This window comes from Lewinella cohaerens DSM 23179 (assembly GCF_000379805.1).
In the GTDB taxonomy this organism is placed as follows: Bacteria; Bacteroidota; Bacteroidia; order Chitinophagales; family Saprospiraceae; genus Lewinella; species Lewinella cohaerens.
In genome coordinates this window covers 160,376-179,839 of the sequence record NZ_KB903533.1, presented here as the reverse complement: position 1 = coordinate 179,839, position 19,464 = coordinate 160,376, and the positions used below count along the sequence as shown (strand labels likewise).

General features: G+C 43.4%; 11 protein-coding genes and 1 tRNA gene. 6 read left to right on the top strand and 6 right to left on the bottom strand.

Translation table 11 applies throughout. The annotated features are described in order from the left end of the window. Positions 1–61: 61 nt before the first annotated feature. The 6 genes from gltB to A3EU_RS0104560 form a co-directional block, all read right to left on the bottom strand. The gene (gene gltB / locus A3EU_RS0104585) at positions 62–4,627 is read right to left on the bottom strand and encodes a glutamate synthase large subunit (RefSeq protein WP_020534950.1); all 4,566 of its coding nucleotides are present in this window, start codon (positions 4,625–4,627) and stop codon (positions 62–64) included. 430 nt (positions 4,628–5,057) lie between these two features. Next, a complete protein-coding gene (locus tag A3EU_RS0104580; protein ID WP_020534949.1) occupies positions 5,058–6,020 on the bottom strand; it encodes a toxin-antitoxin system YwqK family antitoxin in 963 nt (320 codons plus the stop codon). A gap of 53 nt (positions 6,021–6,073) precedes the next feature. Continuing rightward, positions 6,074–6,610: a hypothetical protein gene (locus A3EU_RS0104575; RefSeq protein WP_020534948.1), complete on the bottom strand. Its 537-nt coding sequence runs from the start codon at positions 6,608–6,610 to the stop codon at positions 6,074–6,076. A 30-nt stretch (positions 6,611–6,640) separates the two neighbouring features. Further along, positions 6,641–7,516, bottom strand: a complete 876-nt coding sequence (locus A3EU_RS0104570) for a hypothetical protein (RefSeq protein ID WP_020534947.1) — start codon at positions 7,514–7,516, stop codon at positions 6,641–6,643. Positions 7,517–7,897: 381 nt separating this feature from the next. Then, positions 7,898–8,788 carry an SAM-dependent methyltransferase gene (locus tag A3EU_RS0104565; RefSeq protein ID WP_020534946.1) on the bottom strand — a complete coding sequence of 297 codons (891 nt, stop codon included), beginning with the start codon at positions 8,786–8,788 and terminating at the stop codon, positions 7,898–7,900. A 98-nt stretch (positions 8,789–8,886) separates the two neighbouring features. After that, a complete protein-coding gene (locus A3EU_RS0104560) occupies positions 8,887–9,819 on the bottom strand; it encodes a c-type cytochrome (RefSeq protein ID WP_020534945.1) in 933 nt (310 codons plus the stop codon). 198 nt (positions 9,820–10,017) lie between these two features. Between A3EU_RS0104560 and A3EU_RS0104555 the strand changes: the two genes are divergently transcribed. The 6 genes from A3EU_RS0104555 to A3EU_RS0104525 all read left to right on the top strand — a co-directional run bounded on the left by A3EU_RS0104555 (position 10,018) and on the right by A3EU_RS0104525 (position 19,274). Beyond that, positions 10,018–10,091, top strand: a tRNA-Arg gene (locus tag A3EU_RS0104555). A 233-nt stretch (positions 10,092–10,324) separates the two neighbouring features. Next, positions 10,325–11,500: a tyrosine-type recombinase/integrase gene (locus tag A3EU_RS0104550; protein WP_020534944.1), complete on the top strand. Its 1,176-nt coding sequence runs from the start codon at positions 10,325–10,327 to the stop codon at positions 11,498–11,500. Between the two features lie 589 nt (positions 11,501–12,089). Next, positions 12,090–15,533, top strand: a complete 3,444-nt coding sequence (locus A3EU_RS0104540; protein WP_020534942.1) for a CHAT domain-containing protein — start codon at positions 12,090–12,092, stop codon at positions 15,531–15,533. Between the two features lie 17 nt (positions 15,534–15,550). Then, positions 15,551–16,141: an ECF-type sigma factor gene (locus A3EU_RS32490; protein ID WP_020534941.1), complete on the top strand. Its 591-nt coding sequence runs from the start codon at positions 15,551–15,553 to the stop codon at positions 16,139–16,141. Further along, positions 16,138–16,902, top strand: a complete 765-nt coding sequence (locus A3EU_RS0104530) for a tetratricopeptide repeat protein (RefSeq protein ID WP_020534940.1) — start codon at positions 16,138–16,140, stop codon at positions 16,900–16,902. The genes A3EU_RS32490 and A3EU_RS0104530 overlap by 4 nt, the downstream gene beginning before the upstream one ends. Positions 16,903–17,183: 281 nt before the next feature. Next, positions 17,184–19,274 (top strand): ZIP family metal transporter, encoded by a 2,091-nt coding sequence (locus A3EU_RS0104525; RefSeq protein WP_020534939.1) that lies wholly within the window; start codon positions 17,184–17,186, stop codon positions 19,272–19,274. Positions 19,275–19,464: the final 190 nt, after the last annotated feature.

The window sequence follows — 19,464 nt, the reverse complement described above, 5'->3', positions numbered from 1 at the left end:
CACTCTTGTTCTTCGTGTATCTTCACTTACTTCCGAATTCCCAATTCCCAACTCCGACCTTTTAAGCGGTGGGTGCCATTTTCACGCCGATAGCTGGTTTTTCCTTCTTTCGCTCCAGCACAGCCTTGTAATCACGGGGCATCACTTTGGTAAACACCTTCAAGGTTGCCTCCCAGTCATTGAGCATATCCAACGCAGTTTTACTAGACGTGTAGGCAAAATGATTGCGAAGCATTTGCCGAAATAGCTCCTGGTCGTCCTCGTTTAGAGGCTCTAGCTCCACCATTTCAGCATTGAGCCTTTCGGCAAAATCCTTTTTAGGGTCGTAGACGTAAGCCATGCCACCACTCATTCCAGCGGCGAAATTCTTGCCAGTCTCTCCCAGGTTTACCACTAAACCACCGGTCATGTATTCACAACCGTGATCGCCGATACCTTCAACCACCGTTTTTACACCGGAATTGCGGACAGCAAAGCGCTCTCCTGCCAGTCCTTTGATGTAAGATTCTCCGTCTGTCGCGCCGTAAAAGGCGACATTTCCCACAATGATATTCTTAGCAGGATCAAAAGTCGCTTCTCGGTCAGGTACAACGATGAGGCGGCCGCCGGATAGCCCTTTGCCAAAGTAGTCATTGGCTTCTCCTTCGAGGACAAACTCAATTCCACGAGCACCAAAAGCACCAAAACTCTGGCCTGCTGAACCCCGGAAACGATATTCGATACTAGCGTCTGGCAGTCCATCTCCTTTCCAGATTTTACTAATTTCGTAAGATAGCATCGTGCCTACTGCTCTATCTGTGTTTTTAATCGGGAAAGTTGTTTTTACATGCTGAGCAGCTAGCAAAGCTGGTTGCGCATGAGCAACCAGCTGCCGGTCCAGAATTTGATCAATGCCATGGTCCTGAACCACTTTCTTGTACTGCCCCACTTCTTCTCCTACCGCTTCCTTGTATAGTAAGGGGGTAAGATCAAGATCGCGGTATTTCCAGTAGGTGACTTCTCGATTGACTTTCAGGCGTTCTACGTGCCCAACCATTTCGTTGATCGTACGGAAGCCCAATTCTGCCATAATCTCCCGGAGGTCTTCCGCCAAGAATCGGAAGAAATTGATCACATGTTCCGGTTTACCGGTAAAGCGCTTACGCAACTCTTTATCCTGGGTTGCAATGCCTACGGGGCAGGTATTTACATGGCATTTACGCATCATGATACAGCCTTCTACAACGAGGGCAGCCGTAGCAACGCCCCATTCTTCTGCGCCAAGCAAGGTGGCTATCGCCAAATCCCGCCCAGTACGCAGCTGCCCATCAGTTTGGAGAGTTACGCGGTCGCGGAGCTTGTTTTTCACGAGAGTCTGGTGGCTTTCCGCCAAACCAAGTTCCCACGGAAGTCCTGCATGACGAATAGAGGACAAGGGCGAAGCCCCCGTTCCACCATCATAACCAGAAATAAGAATAGCATCGGCATGTGCTTTCGCTACACCACTTGCGATAATACCCACACCAGCTTTGGACACCAACTTTACGTTGATACGTGCCTCTCGGTTAGCATTTTTTAAATCAAAAATCAGCTGTGCTAAATCTTCGATAGAATAAATATCGTGGTGCGGTGGTGGGGAAATCAAGCCTACACCTGGCGTAGAATGCCGTACGCGACCAATCCAGTCGTCGACTTTCCCTCCCGGCAATTGCCCTCCTTCTCCGGGTTTTGCACCTTGGGCCATCTTGATCTGCAATTCATTGGCCTGACTCAAGTAATGGCTCGTAACACCAAAGCGGCCAGAAGCAATCTGCTTGGTTGCCGAATTCATGCTATCGCCATTTTCATCAGGGGTGAAGCGTGCTTCATCTTCTCCACCTTCACCGGAATTACTGCGCCCTCCGATGCGGTTCATCGCAATGGCCAATGTCGTATGAGCTTCCCAGGAAATCGACCCAAAAGACATCGCTCCGGTAGCAAACCGCTTCATTATTGCCTCTGCTGGCTCTACTTGCTCAATCGGGATAGGATCCCCTTTACGGAAGGCTAGCAAGCCGCGAAGGGTAAGGGCCTTCTCCGTTTGGTGATTGATTTCAGTAGCATATTTTTTATAAGCATCGTAATCATTGGTACGAGCAGCCAACTGGAGATAATGGATACTCTTGGGGTTGAAGGTATGCTCCTCCCCTCTTCGTTTCCACTGGTACACGCCTCCTACTTCCAACTGAGGGTTAGGAAGTGCCTGCTTGGGGTAGGCCAAATCATGGCGCACCAAACTCTCGCGGGCGATACCGTCAAAGCCTACGCCTTGAATACGGCTAATGGTGCCCGTAAAACAGTGATCGACCACATCGCGATGAATCCCCAGCGCTTCGAAAATCTGTGCGCCCTGGTAAGACTGCAAAGTAGAAACGCCAATTTTAGACATGATTTTCAACAAGCCTTTCCCTATTGCTTTATTATAAACTTCGATATAGTAATCGCGGGATTTTTCTTTACCGAATGCTCCTTTCTGGTATAAATCGGAGATAGTAGCGTAAGTCAGATAAGGATTGACTGCACTGGCTCCGTAACCGATGAGGGTCGCAAAATGGTGAGTTTCCCGAGCGTCGCCGGCTTCTACGACCAACGAGGTTTGAGAGCGCAAACCAAGGCGTACCAAGTGGTGGTGAATAGCGCCTACAGATAGTAAGCTTGGAATTGGCGCATGAAAAGCATCGGCTTGCCGGTCACTGATCACCAAAATACCGTGACCATTACGAACCAAGTCTTCCGCCATCGCACAAATATGATCTACCGCTGCGCGCAAACGTCCTGATTGGCCACCAATCTTAAAAATAGCATTGATGGTACCCGCCTTGTAATGCGAATGATGCAGTTGTTTGATTCGTCCCAAGTCATCGTTACTCAACAACGGATGATCGAGATGAATGTAGCGCGCTCTTTCTGGTTTAACATCCAGAATATTGTCTTCGCCGCCCAGCATTGCGTAGAGCGACATGACCGACCGCTCGCGGATTGGATCAATAGGAGGATTGGTAACTTGAGCGAAAAGCTGCTTGAAATAATTGCTCAGATGCTGTGATTGCTGAGAGAGACAAGCCAGAGGAATATCGGCTCCCATCGAACCGATGGGGTCTTTACCCAAGGAAATCATTGGTTCGATAATAACCTTCAGGTCTTCCTTCGTAATGCCATGAAGTTGCTGCAACCGGAAGAGGGTATTCTTGTGTAGCGAAGTGCCCAGGCTTTCTTCGAGCGGTAAGTCTTTGAGGGTGATCTTGTTGGCATCCAACCATTCACGGTAAGGCAAGCGGCGACAGATAGTGTCCTTCAGCTCCTGATCTCCAATGATCCGGTGTTCTTTTAAATCGGCAATGAGAACGCGACCTGGCTGCAGGCGGCCTTTCATCACGACTTTGGACTGATCAATGACCAAGGCACCTGCTTCAGAGGCCACAATCAGGCGATCGTCATTGGTGAGGCAATAACGAGAAGGCCGCAGGCCGTTGCGATCAAGGGTAGCTCCTACCAAAATACCGTCGGTAAAACAGATACTGGCTGGCCCATCCCAAGGTTCCATCATTGTACGATGGAATTCATAAAAGGCCTTTTTATGATCTGGCATCAATTCATCATTCTGCCAGGCCTCCGGGATCATCATCATCAAAGCGTGCGGCAGGCTGAAACCGTTGAGCACCAAAAACTCAAGAACGTTGTCGAAATTACCCGAATCAGAAAGATGCTCTCCACAAACGGGCAACAACTTATCCATCTCCTCCTGCGAAAATTTATTGGACTTCAGCAGGCTTTCTTTACTTCGCCACCAGTTCAGGTTGCCACGTACGGTATTGATCTCTCCGTTGTGGGCGATCATACGAAAGGGCTGGGCCAGTTTCCACTTGGGTACGGTATTGGTAGAAAACCGAGAGTGGATAAGTGCAATCGCGGATTTGCAACGAATATCCTGTAAATCAGGAAAATAAGGACGCAATTGCCAGGTAGTCAACTGCCCTTTGTAAACGATGGTTTTATAAGAAAAAGAAGCCAGGTAAAACTGGTCTTTGGTTGCAGGATAGGTTTGATGAATATTGTGAGTGGCGTATTTCCGTAAGACAAACAGGCGGCGTTCCAGTGCGTCTGGTTCCATCTCTGTTTTGGGTTTTACAAAAACCTGCTCCATTCGCGGTTCTGTAGAGCGTGAAGTAGGGCCAACCTCTTCATGATCGGTAGTTACCTTGCGGTAACCCAATAGCTCTAAGCCCAGTTCATCAATATAATCATCGAATAAAAACCGGCACTGATCGCTCAAAATTTTATCAGCAGGAAAAAAGACCATCCCTACACCATATTCGCCAAAGGCAGGGAGCGTAAAACCATTCTCCTGGCATTTATCTACCAAAAAATCGTGTGGTAATTGAATAAGGATACCTGCACCATCGCCGGAATTGGGCTCACAGCCGCAAGCTCCCCGGTGCTCCATGTTTACGAGCATCGTCAGGGCGTCTTTAATCAGATCATGGGTTGGAACACCGCTGAGGTTCGCAATTAGGCCTGTGCCACAGGCATCGGATTCCAATTCCGGACAGTAAAGACTTTGTTGCTGAGATTGATCAGCTAGTTTTTGGTCAGTTTGTTGCTCTTGCATAGACAGCCTTTGATTATGGCGGTCTTATTTGGTGGTTAGGCTATACTCACCAACTCTAGGAAATTGATGAGCTTATAAAAATAGAGCTATTTCTTTGAATGGTTATCAATATTTTGGCACATTCCTTGATTGATCTACAAACGTAAGAGAGGTTCACCGCCCCAATACCTGCAAGAATAATAAAACGATTCACTTGAAGTATTCAATTTTTTCATTGGCAAAACCAATGCTATTTAGAAATAAAAATTGCCAAAATACTTATTCACTTCTAAAACCAGCCTCTTTGCAAAAGGTATATTGATGTAGTTCTACGCCTAAACACCGTCAAAACAGGTGGTGTTGTTCCGATTTCTAAAGCGTTTTTCCTCACCGCTTATCTTAGCATGCGATGGAACTTTAGGAGCCTCAAACCTATAAACATAATTTATTGTTAATCGACTATGACTCCATTTTTGTAGCGAAGCTTTTCAATTAAATTTCCAGTACTATCCCAGATTTTCCAAACTCCATTTTTTTCACCATGTCGGAAAGAGCCCGAGTATTTCTTTTTCCCGTCTTCATAGTAACCTTTCCATAAACCAGTCTTAAGATCGTCTTCAATCAATAGATTCCCTTCTTCGATTACTTCTCCATTGGTATAATAAGTTCTCAAATAACGCTTTTCATAATATTGCAACTCATACACTTCCGTAGAATGTAAAAGCTTATTTATAAAGACTTGCCTTCGCTCAATTTTCGAGAAACTATACTCATAATGAATTTCCTTCGCTAACTGATTCTTTTCAATAATATACTCTCTGCTTAATTTTTCCTCATGGTTCCAAAAGTCTATTTGGGCCTCGGCTTGGCCCGCATCTAGTAAAATGGAAACGATAAAATCTAGAATTTGCGTCCTTGTTTCATCTGGGCTTTGAGACAAAAAATACATTACATCATGCCCAATTTGTTCAATAACATATATTGCTTCAGCGGTGCTTGGTGCGACACCGCTCTCACTTTTAAGAAGAATCGATGGTTTCTGGGTATCATAAAAAGAAGCATATTCCAGCAATTTATTATCCTTCCAATTCTCCTTAGCGGACAGTTTCTGGCCCCAATAATTATTCGTGTAACGCAGCCAGGTCCCCTCCTTTAGTCCGTCTATATATTGACCATCATAAATCTTAAGCGTTTTATCCAAATCTTCATAATAAACCCAACGCCCATCAGGCTCACCTCCTTCATTTAATTCTCCTGTAAAGACCATTACAGAAACGGCATACCTCGGATCATCTTCCAAGTCCTTCACCATTTGCAACAATTGTTCCCTATTCTCAGCGAGAATAACAGTATCCGTCTGGGCAGCAATACTTTGAAAGAGTCCTAATAGAAAAAGGATGTAAAAATATTTCATGACAAAGATGTATTACGTTAAAACAGCCTTCTGATTAAGAATAAATAACTAAATTACGAATACCAGCGCTTCTTGATTTTGCGCTTCAATTTACTGTTCATCGCAAAATCAAGAAGAAAAGCAAGTAGTAACCAGGTTCCTATCATCATATAGCTTCCTCCAATAATTATGGTGGTATGCCAACCAGGGATTATTGATGTAGCAAAATCTGCCCTACCTAGTGTAAGTCCTGAAATTCCTATCAAGACGTAACTAAGCATTAATACTAGCTGCCATTTCCCCAACCAATGCTTTTCTCGAAATTTTGTAAAGAGGCAAAGTGAGCACAGTATTGCAACGATGACGCCTATTAATAGGAAAAAACCGACAAAATCACCGTAGGTCGTTCTTAGGATATAGAAGGTTTCCCATGCATACCCAAAGAATATTGGTAGTAGGATTTCGTAGGCCTGTACAATCAGCATGATAAGACCGAATACGCCTAACACCAACAGGTGTACTTTTTCTTTGTTATCCTTTCTTATGAAACGAATTGTCAAATAATAAAGCAACCAGGCTATTACAATATGTAGTGATTCTAATACTCCCATACCCACGGTTTTTATTTTGAACAATGTGACTTACCACTCCCACCGCTCTTTACGATGCGGATAAGCGTCTAAAATAGCTTTGGCCATTTGGCGGTCGAGTTGGAAATTATTGATCACCACTTGTACTTCTTTGCTCCCCTGGCCTCGTTCCTCGATATAGACTTTCTCGATGCTTAGGTATTGGTGGGTGGCTTCGGGGAGGTAATGGACATGCGCGGTTGAATACTTCCAGGCTTTGCCCGGTTCTAACTCTTGTAATGCTGTGAGGGCGTTCTCGCGCAAGCGGTCAACAAAGCGGTCGGGGCTGATGATGGCTTTAAAATCTGTATCCAGTTCATACTTCGGGTACCAGGTTTGGAGGTCTTCCGCGTAGGGAATGGGTTTGGCGGAATAGACGCCAATAACCGGGAAAGCTGCTATAATACCAAACTCTATCAACCAGATAATCGCCAGGATCACACCGTTGAAGGTGATCCCAAAGACTTCCCACATCCCGACCTTATTGATCTCGCTAATGACGCCGAAAAAGGTGGTGGGATCAGTAATCAAGCCCAGGTTGAGGTAGTAATCTCCGATACTGGGCATTCCCCCCATAACGGCATATACAACAAACCCTACCCACTGGCAATAGTTGGCGAATAGCCCTAAAACAATAGCCAGTAGCAACTGGTGTTTAAGGCTGCGATTTTGAGTCAATTTAGTAAGTAGTCGTACGAGAATACCTAAAGCAATTCCAAAAACTACCGTGACCAGAAAGTTGAGGTAAATCAAGGGTATAAACAGAACAATGAGGGTATAGAGATAGGCCAATAGACTGGTTACTAATAGTCCAGAAATATAAGCAGCCGTTAAGCCTATTGGATTAATACGGCCAGAAGGTTCGTAAAAGAGCGTGTTGGGGTTCATTGGTGGTGAATTTGATGCTAAAATAATGTTTTTGACCAACTATTTACAGCTAAGGCTAAACGCTGGCGGAGGTACTGCTACCACTAAACAGTGGTCGTGGTAGAAACTAATAGGATGTTATACTTCGCCAACCCTAGACTTGCCGAAGTATAAATTACAGGGAGCCGTTCTGGGCGGCATGAAACAGTTGAAAGATTAACATAGGAAGAAATTTACAAATGAGTAAAATAAAATAAAGGAAAACACATCATGTTGACGCGCAAGGCAGGGCCTGAAGCGCGCCGGACGGAGGAGGAGGACAAAGGATAAAAAGAAGCGATAGCGACTGGATAGCCTGGTGCCGAGGAACGATGGCATGGCCCATAATCAATCAGAAATCTACTACGCTATCCAAAATACCGCATCATCCAGGGACGTCCCGAACTTAAAATGGCCTTTTAGCTGGCAGGTTACTCCCGCTTCCACTACTACTGAACGCGACAATTTGAGCACGGTTGGCGGCATCAGGCTATCCGTTCCCGTAAAGTTGATACCGGGAGAAACCTCAACGAAAGAACGGAGGTACAAGGCATTGACTTCGCCAGAGAGCAATGCAGTGACAGGCTTATCAACAGTTGCATCATGGGCCACCTCGGTCATTAAATCAATTGTATTAACGACCACCTGTGTGGAAAGTAACGTGGGTAAATGCCTGGTAAAATTGACGGGGTAATGGTCGGGGGCTTCCGAAAAATCAACTTGTGCCAATTGGGCCAGATTGATAATACGCTGTGGAAAAAGTACCCCTTCCGGGCGAAGATAGCTGCGGAGATGCTGAAAAACCTGCACTTGGTATTCATTGGCACAAAAGATGCTCATCATTTCACCGACAAGAACATCTACAGGCTCGGGCAATGCCACAGCCCTCGCATCGGCGTACAGTACGGTAACTTTATGCTGCCAATTGTTTTGTGTAATCATCGCTTCAATGGTGGCTCGCAAATCGGGGTTATGCTCGATGAGGTAAGCGTGTTTTACGAAAGGTAAGTAAAACCGCGTGAGCGCCAAGCGCCCGACCCCTGCCTCACAAACCACTTTGTCATGAAAATCGTACTGCGCAAAAGCACGCTGAAAGGCCCCTACCCTTTCCCGATCACTTTCCATAATTTGGTAATACAAAGGCGGGAAACCAAAATGAACAGGATCGAAGGTTTGGGATTCAAGGAGGCTAAATTTGAACTCATCGTACCTGGCAACGAGGCGCGCGAAGGAGTTATCGTTATTCTTATCCAAAAGTTTTTTTTATCTGAGTAAAAAGGCCACCTCAAAACACTATTTGATGCTTCAAGGTGGCCTCTGTGCCATAAATCTAATAAATTAACAGCACGCGGTTACTGCAATGAACCTAGATAATGGTGGATAGCCCTCACTTCAGCGGTATCGAGCAAATTAAAGGGGTGCATAGGCTGCTTGTAGGCTGGCAAATCCGGGCGCTGACCAAATTTCACGGCATCGACAAACTGTTCTATGGTCCACTTTCCGACATTGTTATCGGCGGTGGGGATTAGCCCGGGCACGGGGATATCATAATCCAGGTGCAGAAATACAAAACCACCAGCCATGTAACCCGGTGTAGTCTTGGGTTCGAGGGCACTAGCGGCTTTTATATCCGCGGAATGGCAGTAATAGCAAAGGTTGACATTGTTGACCTGATAGGCACCATAGGCCACCGAGTCGCTGAGGCTGGGGTTGGTGGGATACTCCGTTTGATAAGGCGTAGGTGTGAGCACAAACCGATGAAGCGCCTTAGATAATAACGAGGGCTGATGGGGAGGGTGAACCTCGTTGGAGGGTGCTACCCAAGGGTGATCGGAACGCAGGAAGGCAATAATATCATGGATATCTTGCTCGGAGGCCAGCGGCCATGTAGGCATGACGGCGATGGCCCTTTCATTGTTTTTTTTGATGCCCGTGCGGAGGACTCTGTACAGTTCGCCATCGGTATAATCGCCAATACCTGCGGTGGGATGTTTGGTGATATTGGCCGTGTAAATGGTACCAAAGTCACTGTTGGCGCCCCGATCTTCAAATATGCGGCCAATCATTTGGGTACCATCCTCAGCGCGATGGCAATTTCGGCAGTTGCTATCCACTAGTTTTTGGCCCCGGGCAATGGCTTCGGGACTAAGGTCAACTGTAAGCGCGGGGGCTTGGACATCAGTATAAGTAGGTGGAGCACTGAACGCGATGAAAGCAACAAAGAGTAATAGCAGCAAAATAAGGCCGAGCAGTAGCCGGCCAATGATACGAAGTGGCTTTTTCATAGAATATGGGTGGATTGTTAGGTTGAATAACCGTTACTGAAACGGCTACAATAATTACACCGAATGTATTAAATGTCAACGAATTACACAACAAAAAAGCTATAAAAAATCTGCCAATGGAACTATTAAAATAATAAAACGGTTAAGTACTTGGCGGAAGGAAAAATAAATGTGTATTTTTGCCGCTGAAGTGAAAATGGTCCTATAGCTCAGCTGGATAGAGCACCTCACTTCTAATGAGGCGGTCGCAGGTTCGAATCCTGCTGGGATCACTGAAAAATTAAGCTCGCTCCAATCCTGGAGCGGGCTTTTTTTGTGCCCCTACCCTACTTTTATTCATAATCAACTGGTTTACTGACACTTAAGATAACACCCAAAGATCACTCATCGCCGTTCAAATGTGTTTGTTTTTGTTTTAACTTAAAAATTAACAATACCCAATTGTTTTTATTTGTGTATTTTTGACACGCTTTCGCTAAAATGCTTCTAAAGAAAATTGAGTGTCATGAATTTTAGAACTGTCCTGTGGACGTACTTTGTCAGGAAGAATGGAACCTGTGATGTGAAGGTCTATTGCAGCCATGAAAATAAGAAAAAATATTTCTCCACCGGCATCCAGCTCCTGCCTAAAGACTGGGACGAGCGCAAGGAGGCCGTCCGCAACACGCACCCGCTGGCCGCGCGCTACAACGCTAAAATCACCCGCCTGCGGCTCGACATCGAGCGCCACTTCCTGGAAGGCGGCGACTGGGACAACCTCTTTTCTAAAGGCAGCAAAAACGGCCTGGTGGAATTTTTAGAAAAAATCATCACCGAAGGCAAAAACGGGCTGCTCTCCCTCACCAGCGGAACGGTCAACAACTACCAGTCGCTACTCACCCGCCTGAAGGGCTACGAAAAGAAGACCGGCGAACACCTCACTTTGGAAGGTATCGATATGGCTTTCTACCAGAAGTTTACCGCTTACCTCTCTACGCACGGGAATTGCCAGCTGCCCGGCATCAACAAACACATCAAAGTCCTGAAGCGGGTGATGAACATTGGCCTGGAAAGAAAGATCCACCAAAACACCGTCCACCAGGAAAAAGGCTTCCGTCGCCCGCGACTGAGCAAGTCCGACAAAGTCTTCCTCAACGAGCAGGAAATCATCACCCTGGAGAACACCGACCTCAGCGCCCAGCCCCACCTCCAAAAGGAACTAGATCGCTGGCTGGTCGCCTACTACTTCCTCCTGCGCTTTTCCGACCTCCAGGAGATCTCCTCCGCCAACCTCATGCAGATCGACGGCACCACCTTCCTGCGGTACCGCGCCGGAAAGACCCAAAAAGAAGCCACCATCCCCGTCCGCCAACGCGCCATGGAGCTGATGGAAACCTACAACTTCGATTTCTCCTGGGGCACCAACCAGCAAGCCAATCGCCAGGTAAAGATGGCCATCGCTGCGGCAGGAATCAACGAGATGGTCACCCAAGGAGCCATCACCGCTCCGAAAAGCTCCATCATCACCATGCACACGGCCCGGCGTAGCGCCGCCACCAACCTCTACCTCAGCGGCCAGTTCAGCCTCAAAACGATTGCGGACCTGGGGGGCTGGGAGAATATGAAGACCTTGCAGCTGTATCTGAGGTGTAGCAATATGGATAGTGCTAAGTTGGCGGCGAAGAGTGATTATTTTCGGTAGTTACCAAGAAGATTTTGTTCAGGTTTACCCTTGTTTTCTAACTACCGATGAAACCTTATGTACATGATTCAGCACTATAAGAAGGAGAATGATTATATTTGGAAAGGTCAAAAGACAGAGTTCGGGATGACAAATAATTTAAAGGATAGAAAATATCGGATTATCTAGGAGCTGATTAAGACCGAGAATAAAGCCTTGATCACAGACCAGGAAGAGCGACTTGCGTAAGAGAGCGAGGAATCTACCGATGACTAAGTGTGGGATTTGGATGTAAAGCCTATGCGCGAAACCATTAGCGTAGCAGAATTGCCCACTGAACAAAGCTATACACCCTTAGATAAGGGTACACTTCTTCAGTCTTACCGATGAATTAGCTATGGAAGAAGGTATCGACGAACTACTAGCCCAGTTATAGCAACGTATGGAATACCTCCTGGATACCAACATCTTACTCATCTACACAAGAGGCAATACCCTTGCGAAAAAGGGTAGTGCACCAGATGTAAGGCTGGAGATGGTAAAAATATGAAAAAATCTGCGTGTTTAGGGTTACTTTCACATACTTCTACCCTCTATACATCTAAAAACCATGAGAAACCTTCTCCTTTTTATCCTCATAATTCTAGGGCTGTCATTCTTCGCACAAAAGGCTTCGATAGACTTAAGCAGGGAAGCGGAATCCTTAATAATGAAGGCTGATACTACATTAGCTAATGGTGACCTTTCCGGATTTAGCATGAATATGGATTCAGCTTGTACCATTTATCGTCAAAATGAGCAATGGACAGCTTATTTCTCATGTGAATTAAAAACTGCAGAAACACTTATTATTAATGGCCTAATTGAGGATGGAAGGAATAAAGCCAGAATTGTTGCAGAGGAAAGTCCTTTTCGATTGGAGGCCAATAATGAAGCAGAAGCAAAAGCCTACAACTTTATAGGTGTTTGTTTCTTTTCAGAGCAACAACATGAAGCGGCAATTACTTACTTTAAAAAAAGTCTTGAGATTCTGGAAGCTAAATATCCTGACAACAAGTTAATCGTTGATAATCTAATAAATATTGGTGCATATTGGTCAGACGGATCTAATACTGATCACAGTAAAGCAATGACCTATTACCAACGCGCACTCGAAGAGCATAAGCGAATTTCAAAGGGAAATGATCCGCTGCAAATGTTTCATATTCTAAATAACATTGGCACAGCATTTTCAAATCAACAGGAAATTGATTCTGCTGCGATATACTTTAGAAAAGCGATGGTTCTTGAAGATGAATTGAAAGAGTTAAAACTCCAGATTAATTTAGCTTCTCGCAATTATGGTGCGCATCTCGAAAAAAAACACCAATATGATTCCGCCCGGTACTATTATCAAAAAGTACTAAACAACATCATCGATTTTTCTCCTGAACCGAGCCATGAAATGTCAGTTATTTATTCCATGATTGGCGCAAATTATCATAGAACGGGAAAATATTTTAAAGCATTGGAAACTTACCTTAAAGGTTTGGAAGTACTTGAAGCCATTGATACTGAAGGTTTAAAATTCTTAGTAACAAGAGCAGATTTATACAATAATCTAGGCGCAACTTATTTATCCCTCGATCGACCAAGAGAAGCATTAATGTACCATAAGGAAGCAAGGCGGGTTTATTCGTTACAACATGGTAGTAAGCTACATCCCAATTTTGCTACGGCTTATAGTAATATAGCCAGTGACTATAAATTCTTAAAAGATTACGATACAACACTCGTATACTATCAGAAGGCTTTAGAGATAAATGAACAATTACTGGAAGCTAAAAAGACTCCCAGTACTGAGATTGCTCATAATTATATTAATATCGGCGAGACCTATTTTTTGAAGAACAACCTTGTTAATGCGGAATCATTTTATAGAAATGCTTTACATATACTGAACCCGGCCAATGATATAGATTATTGGTTAAGAGGGTCGTGCTACCATCGGCTTGGAAACCTCTATCGGAGGAGAGGAGAACATGCCAATGCCTTGACATTTTATCGAAAGGCGATGAACGATTTTAAAGGCATTTATGATCCTCAGCACCCCTCACGAATCAAAGTCAATAGCGATATAGGTTATAATTATCACCTGCAGGGTGATAACACCAAATCTTTGTCGTACTACCAAGAGGTATTCTATGATCTTGAAGGAAAAGATGAACTACTAACCGATATGTATGTCAACCCTTCCCCGTTTTTGCCTCTTCCAAAGAATATCCTACTCCCAATTTTTCACCGCAAAGCGATTGCACTGGGAAAACGTTATGAAACCAGTGGAAATACTGAGGATTTAATAGCAGCTGCACAAACGATAACCATATGCGATAAACTATTGGATTCCCTTAGGGTTTCACACATTCAAGACAGAGATGTGCTAGGAGAGAGTGCAAAGTCAATTTATGAGGATGCTATACATATCAATTACCAATTGTATCAACTGACAAAGGATAAAAAATATATCGATCAGGCTTTTTCATATTCAGAAAAAAGCAAAGGTATTGTCATGTTGTTGGTGTTATTGGAAAGTGGAGCGAAAGAATTTGCTAACATTCCGAAAGAATTACTTGACAGAGAACATGAATTACGTACATCTATTTCTAATTTAGAAAGCAGTATTGCAGAGCGAGGCAATGATTTGCAAGGAAAGTTATTGTTTAAAAAACATCAAGAATATCAAACCTTGATCGAGCAATTAGAAGTCAATTACAATCTCTATTACAAAGCCAAATATGATGTGAATATTCAAAACATTCAGGATGTTCAAACCAGCTTAATTGCCCAAGATAAGGCAGCTATTTCCTACTTCCTGGGTGAAGAAAATTTACACTCATTTATCATAACACAAGAGGATTATGACCTTATAGAAAACCCTGCAGATTCGATGCTTTATCAGTCCATCACTGATTTTAATACTGGAATCTACGGTTACTGGCAAACAGGGCAAATTGATTCGACTTACAATTATTATCAACAACTATATGTTTCGGGTGCTGTAAATCTATATGAGCGATTATTAACTCCTGCGCTGGAGAAGTATGCATTGCCATCTAACCTACTCATTATACCGGACGAAGAACTGAGTCTAGTATCCTTTTCAGCCTTATTGACAGAGATCCCGTCGGACATTCGAAGGTATTCTAAATACCCCTATTTATTGCGGGACCATCAAATAGAATATGCCTACTCTGCAACACTCCTGGCGCAAGTAAACAACCGGCAACGGAATGCCAGACAGGAGTATATTGGATTTGCGCCCGCTTTCCCTGCGAATCAGCCTGGTATTGCTAATTATGAACCTAGCAGAAATGAAAGTCTTTTCCTCGAATATAATAAGGATGAGGTTGTTGATATTCAGAAGATTACTGGTGGAGACACATGGGTAGATGAAAAAGCAACTCGTGAGAATTTTGTTTCCCGTTCCGGGGAATATAGAATGATTCACCTGGCTACCCATGGCATACTTGATGATAACTCTCCTAAAGAGACTCATATTCTGTTTAGTGACAGCTTGGGATCCCTTCAAAACAACAAGCTTACCATAGCGGAAATTTACAACCTGGACTTGAATGCAGATATGGTTACGCTTAGTGCTTGTAAAACAAGCCTGGGAGCAAGAGTCAAGGGAGAAGGTATGATTAGTTTAGCGAGAGCGTTCATGTTTGCCGGAGCTAAAAATGTCACTGCGACCTTATGGGACACCAAGGATCATGTGTCTTATAAAATGATGGTACGTTTTTATGAACTGTTAGCAGAAAATCTCCCTAAAGATCAGGCACTACGTCAATCTCAACTGGATTATCTGGATAATAAAACTCGGAGGCTTCCACAGGAAGAATTAATGGAAGAAAGGGATAGGCACCCATACTTTTGGGCTGGATACATTTCTATAGGCGATACTTCTTCAGTAGAAATACAAAATTCAAATAAAAATTATTTTTTATACGGAATTACTCTTTTGTTTTTAATACTTTTAGGCCTTTTCTTTAAAGGAGCTTTATTCAAAAAGTAAGATGTTTAATTTCTTTTATGGATGCTGAGAAACTAATTAAGGCTATTAGAAATGGCGGCCGTGAAGAAGAAAATGCAATACTCTTAATCCTCAAGGAGTGCCAGGTGAAATATTATCTTTATTACAAAGTTGCAGAAAAATTAACGCTTAATGATTTTATAGATTGTTATGCGGATGCTGTTCTCAAATTTCAATTTCAAATTTTAAACGATCGGGAAAAAATAATTAGCAATATCTGCGGCTACATTTCGAAGATATTCAATCGTGATATTAGAAATAAGAATAAGGAAAAAGGTCAAGTACAAGTGCAAGCTCTTACGGAAGAACTTGACGTAGGTGATGAATCATCTTCTTCAGACCATCTATTATTAAATGAAGAAGAAGTGAACGTACTTAAGGAATTAAGAGCACTCATCGGTGAGCGATGCTACGATATAATATACATGAAGGAAAGTGGATATACAATGTATGAAATTGCCGAGCAATTCGGTTATGATAGTATTGAATCAGCAAAGACAGCTAAATATAAATGCTTGAGAAAAGCCAAAAAAATTCTGAAGCAGAACCCCGAATTCCAGAAAAGGGTCATGGAAATTATGCGAAAATGAATTCATCGAAACGTAATATAGAAGAATACATTGAGCTCTATCTTGATGATAAGCTTAGTCCAGAAGAATTATCCATCTTTCTGGAGCGAATGGAATCCGATGCTGATTTTGCTGAGGAGGTAAGATTGCAAAAACTTATTACACAATCTACCCACTATTACAGACAGATATACTTTCGCGAATTACTACAAAAAGAAGTCAGATTACAAGAACAAAAGAAAAGTAGAAAGAGGGTATATATTTCACTATCCATTGCTGCAAGTATTATTCTTTTGTTATCCGCAGGCTACTGGGGAGGGCAATATTATTATCAAAATGATAGAATAGTAGCAGCCAATATTATTGGAGATAATGATGAAGAACTAAAACGCGGAACCAGTAATAATATAGAGCCAAGCGACAAATACAACTTAGGAATTAAAGCTTATCGTGAGCAGGAATATGAAAGAGCAATTGAACTACTTCTTGCTGCGCCCGATTCAACAAAAGAGCACGCCAGATTTAATCTCTTTCTAGCCAAAGCATTACTACAAAGTAAGCAATACCAGAAGGCCATTTATTACCTGACTCAGATAAATAAGAAAGGAGAGTTTTTTGAACAAAGACAGTGGCATCTTGCACTGGCTTATCTTGGTGCAGGGCGAGAAGATAAAGCGCGAACAGAACTTTCTCTCATTGTAGAGGAAAAATGGACTTATCATGAGAAAGCCACAAGGCTTCTAAAGCAATTAGATAGTCCATTACGCAAATTCTTCCACTAAATTTCTTTTTTTTTCTTTACTCCGGGTTACCTTTTGATCTATATCCCTTCTATACTTATAGACAATCTACTTATTCGGAAACCAACGGATTAATTACAGTTTCATAACACTTATTCTACTAGCTGTCAGCTGTTCTGGCCTTGCCTTTGGAGTGTCCATAGGCAAAAGATAATGCTATTCCCAAATACCGTTGTCTTTTGGGCTCTTAGAAATGGTGATGATTCCATGAGATGTCGAGTGTTGCTCGGCCCAGATATTCTATTACTTAAATCAAGACAATTATGAAGTTTCAAAAGAGCAAGCAGAAGCAATTGATCCTGGGTAAAGAAAGTTACTTGCAAAGAGAGATCATCGCTACAGCGGAGACTGCGCTGACACAGATTTGGGACAGCGTCAATCACAGCATTTTTTCAATTGTAGAATCCTACAAAGCAAAGGCCGAGGCTTTTGCTGAGGAAGGTGCTATTGACGGAGCACGTAAAATCCCCGTGAATAGCCAAGAGCAAAGTTCTGCGGAAGCACAAATTGACTTTTATGCAGAACGTTGCATGCAAGAACTGGATCATGCAGAGAGCATACAGGCAGAAGTATTGATTCAGCTACAAGAGCGTAGCAAACACTGGAAAGAATCTACCTTAAGTGAAGTCGCTTTAGAAAAAGAGTGGCAATCACACCGGTTAAAGTCGGAAACCAAAGCTGTGCAATGGGTACGCCTCCCATTATGGAAGCTTCGCTGGAACTGGAAACAAATGCAGTTAGGTAGTAGCAATGGTCTGTTAGATTGGCTAAATGACCAATTGAGAGATGCTGAACGCCACACAAATGATACTAGCAATATGAGCGCAAAGTTATTAGCGACTTATGGAAGAGTACCACCTTTAAAGCGATGGATTGATCGGCCCTTTGTTTTTTACTTACAGATTTTTTTATTGTTTGTCGTAGAATGCCTGGTGAATTTTGGAGCATTCCAACAAATGAACATGGGAGGCAATAACCTGGGAGCGCTCACAATTGGCATCTTTTTTGCCTTATTCCAGGCTGTCGGTGCCAAACTAGCTGGACAGGCTTTTTGGAACAGGCATTGGAGAAAGTTAGCATTATTTACAGCATTAACGCTCATTTTGTGCAGCTTGATTAGTTTGGTGCGTTGGCATGTTGCCGATAGCCTAGTGAATCAAGTAGTCGGTGTTTTTGTCAATTTTTTGATTGCCGGCTTTACGTTTTACGTTGCTTATCACCACGAGAAACACGCCACCTATTTTACCGTTAAGCGACTAGCTCGGAAGCTAGAAAAAAAGAAGCTTCATTTGATGATATGGATTCCAAAAATCCGTCAACAGATAAATCATCATCAGGTAATCCTGGAACAGAAACTACAGGACGGCTATGATGATGCGAAGCGCCACTTATATGATGCTCAATTCAACCTGACGCAGCAGTTAGAGAAAACAGAAGATCGGCTACCTTCTGCATTTGATCAAGCCAGATCACAGGTGGAACATATTCGAGATAATGCGCACAGAACCTACCGGAATTTAAACCAGTTAGCTAGGGAGAAGGCAGGCAGTCAATCCGTTGAAGATTGGTACAAACCTTCTGCTGTCCGGCCACCGAATGGAAGCCATATAATAAAGAATTCAACTGCCATTTGCTTGCTTTTGAGCCTCGTACTTTTAAGTTGTCAAAATGAGCTTCCTGATACAACGATAGAATTCTTATATGATCAGACGGACGCAACCTTCGATCCTGATACAACGGCTATGACGCATGCGGTAATTGAGCTCGTGGAGGGCCAACTTGCTGCTGGTCATTGGGGAAATGTTCGCGTTAATCTTTCACAAATCGGCGAAGTATCCAGTCAAAAGGTATGGACGGTGACTTTGGATGCCAGTCCACCATACTGGCTTCGCAACGAGAAGAAACTTGAACATGAGTTATGGCAATTCAAAAAAGAATTAGTGTATGCCATTAAAGAAGTGGCTGAAGCATCGGAAGCAATGAGAGAGTCGCATATTCATCAAAATTTCTATCACCGCTTGCACTGGCTCCAGCAACAGCAGGGTATGAAATGGATAGTAAGTTGGTCGGATTTGATTTTGAATGACGGTAAGACCAATTTCTATCAATATCAGCTGGCTCCAAGATTACTACTTGAGAATAAAGAAGAACTCTGGCAGGTGCTGGAGACAGACTACCCATTAGGTGATTTAACAGGCATTCGTCTGGTGAATTACTATCTGCCTACCACGCAAGATGACGATTTACATGAAGTGGCAAAACAGTTTTTTGGAGCATACTGGCGAGACCATGGTATGGAGGTCGAATTTCGTACCAACTCCCATTCGTATCAAGTTTTAACGTTCATCGAATAATAGGCATTTCTCAATAGCCTGCTTACCTCCCCCAAATTTACGGGGGAGGAGGACTGGCTTTGCCATGTCTTTTAAAACAGAAAATGCAAAAAAACTTCGAAAGGATCTTAGATGACTTGCACGAATTTGGAAACTCTGATAGCAGTTTGACATGTAATATCTGTCAAGCCTGAGAGTAACAAAACAGATG

Bases quoted from the DNA above. Each gene is read 5' to 3' on its own strand.
- A3EU_RS0104560 (WP_020534945.1), bottom strand. From the start codon at position 9,819: ATGAAAAAGCCACTTCGTATCATTGGCCGGCTACTGCTCGGCCTTATT.
- gltB (WP_020534950.1), bottom strand. From the start codon at position 4,627: ATGCAAGAGCAACAAACTGACCAAAAACTAGCTGATCAATCTCAGCAA.
- A3EU_RS32490 (WP_020534941.1), top strand. From the start codon at position 15,551: ATGGATGCTGAGAAACTAATTAAGGCTATTAGAAATGGCGGCCGTGAA.
- A3EU_RS0104580 (WP_020534949.1), bottom strand. From the start codon at position 6,020: ATGAAATATTTTTACATCCTTTTTCTATTAGGACTCTTTCAAAGTATT.
- A3EU_RS0104525 (WP_020534939.1), top strand. From the start codon at position 17,184: ATGAAGTTTCAAAAGAGCAAGCAGAAGCAATTGATCCTGGGTAAAGAA.
- A3EU_RS0104570 (WP_020534947.1), bottom strand. From the start codon at position 7,516: ATGAACCCCAACACGCTCTTTTACGAACCTTCTGGCCGTATTAATCCA.
- A3EU_RS0104530 (WP_020534940.1), top strand. From the start codon at position 16,138: ATGAATTCATCGAAACGTAATATAGAAGAATACATTGAGCTCTATCTT.
- A3EU_RS0104540 (WP_020534942.1), top strand. From the start codon at position 12,090: ATGAGAAACCTTCTCCTTTTTATCCTCATAATTCTAGGGCTGTCATTC.
- A3EU_RS0104550 (WP_020534944.1), top strand. From the start codon at position 10,325: ATGAATTTTAGAACTGTCCTGTGGACGTACTTTGTCAGGAAGAATGGA.
- A3EU_RS0104575 (WP_020534948.1), bottom strand. From the start codon at position 6,610: ATGGGAGTATTAGAATCACTACATATTGTAATAGCCTGGTTGCTTTAT.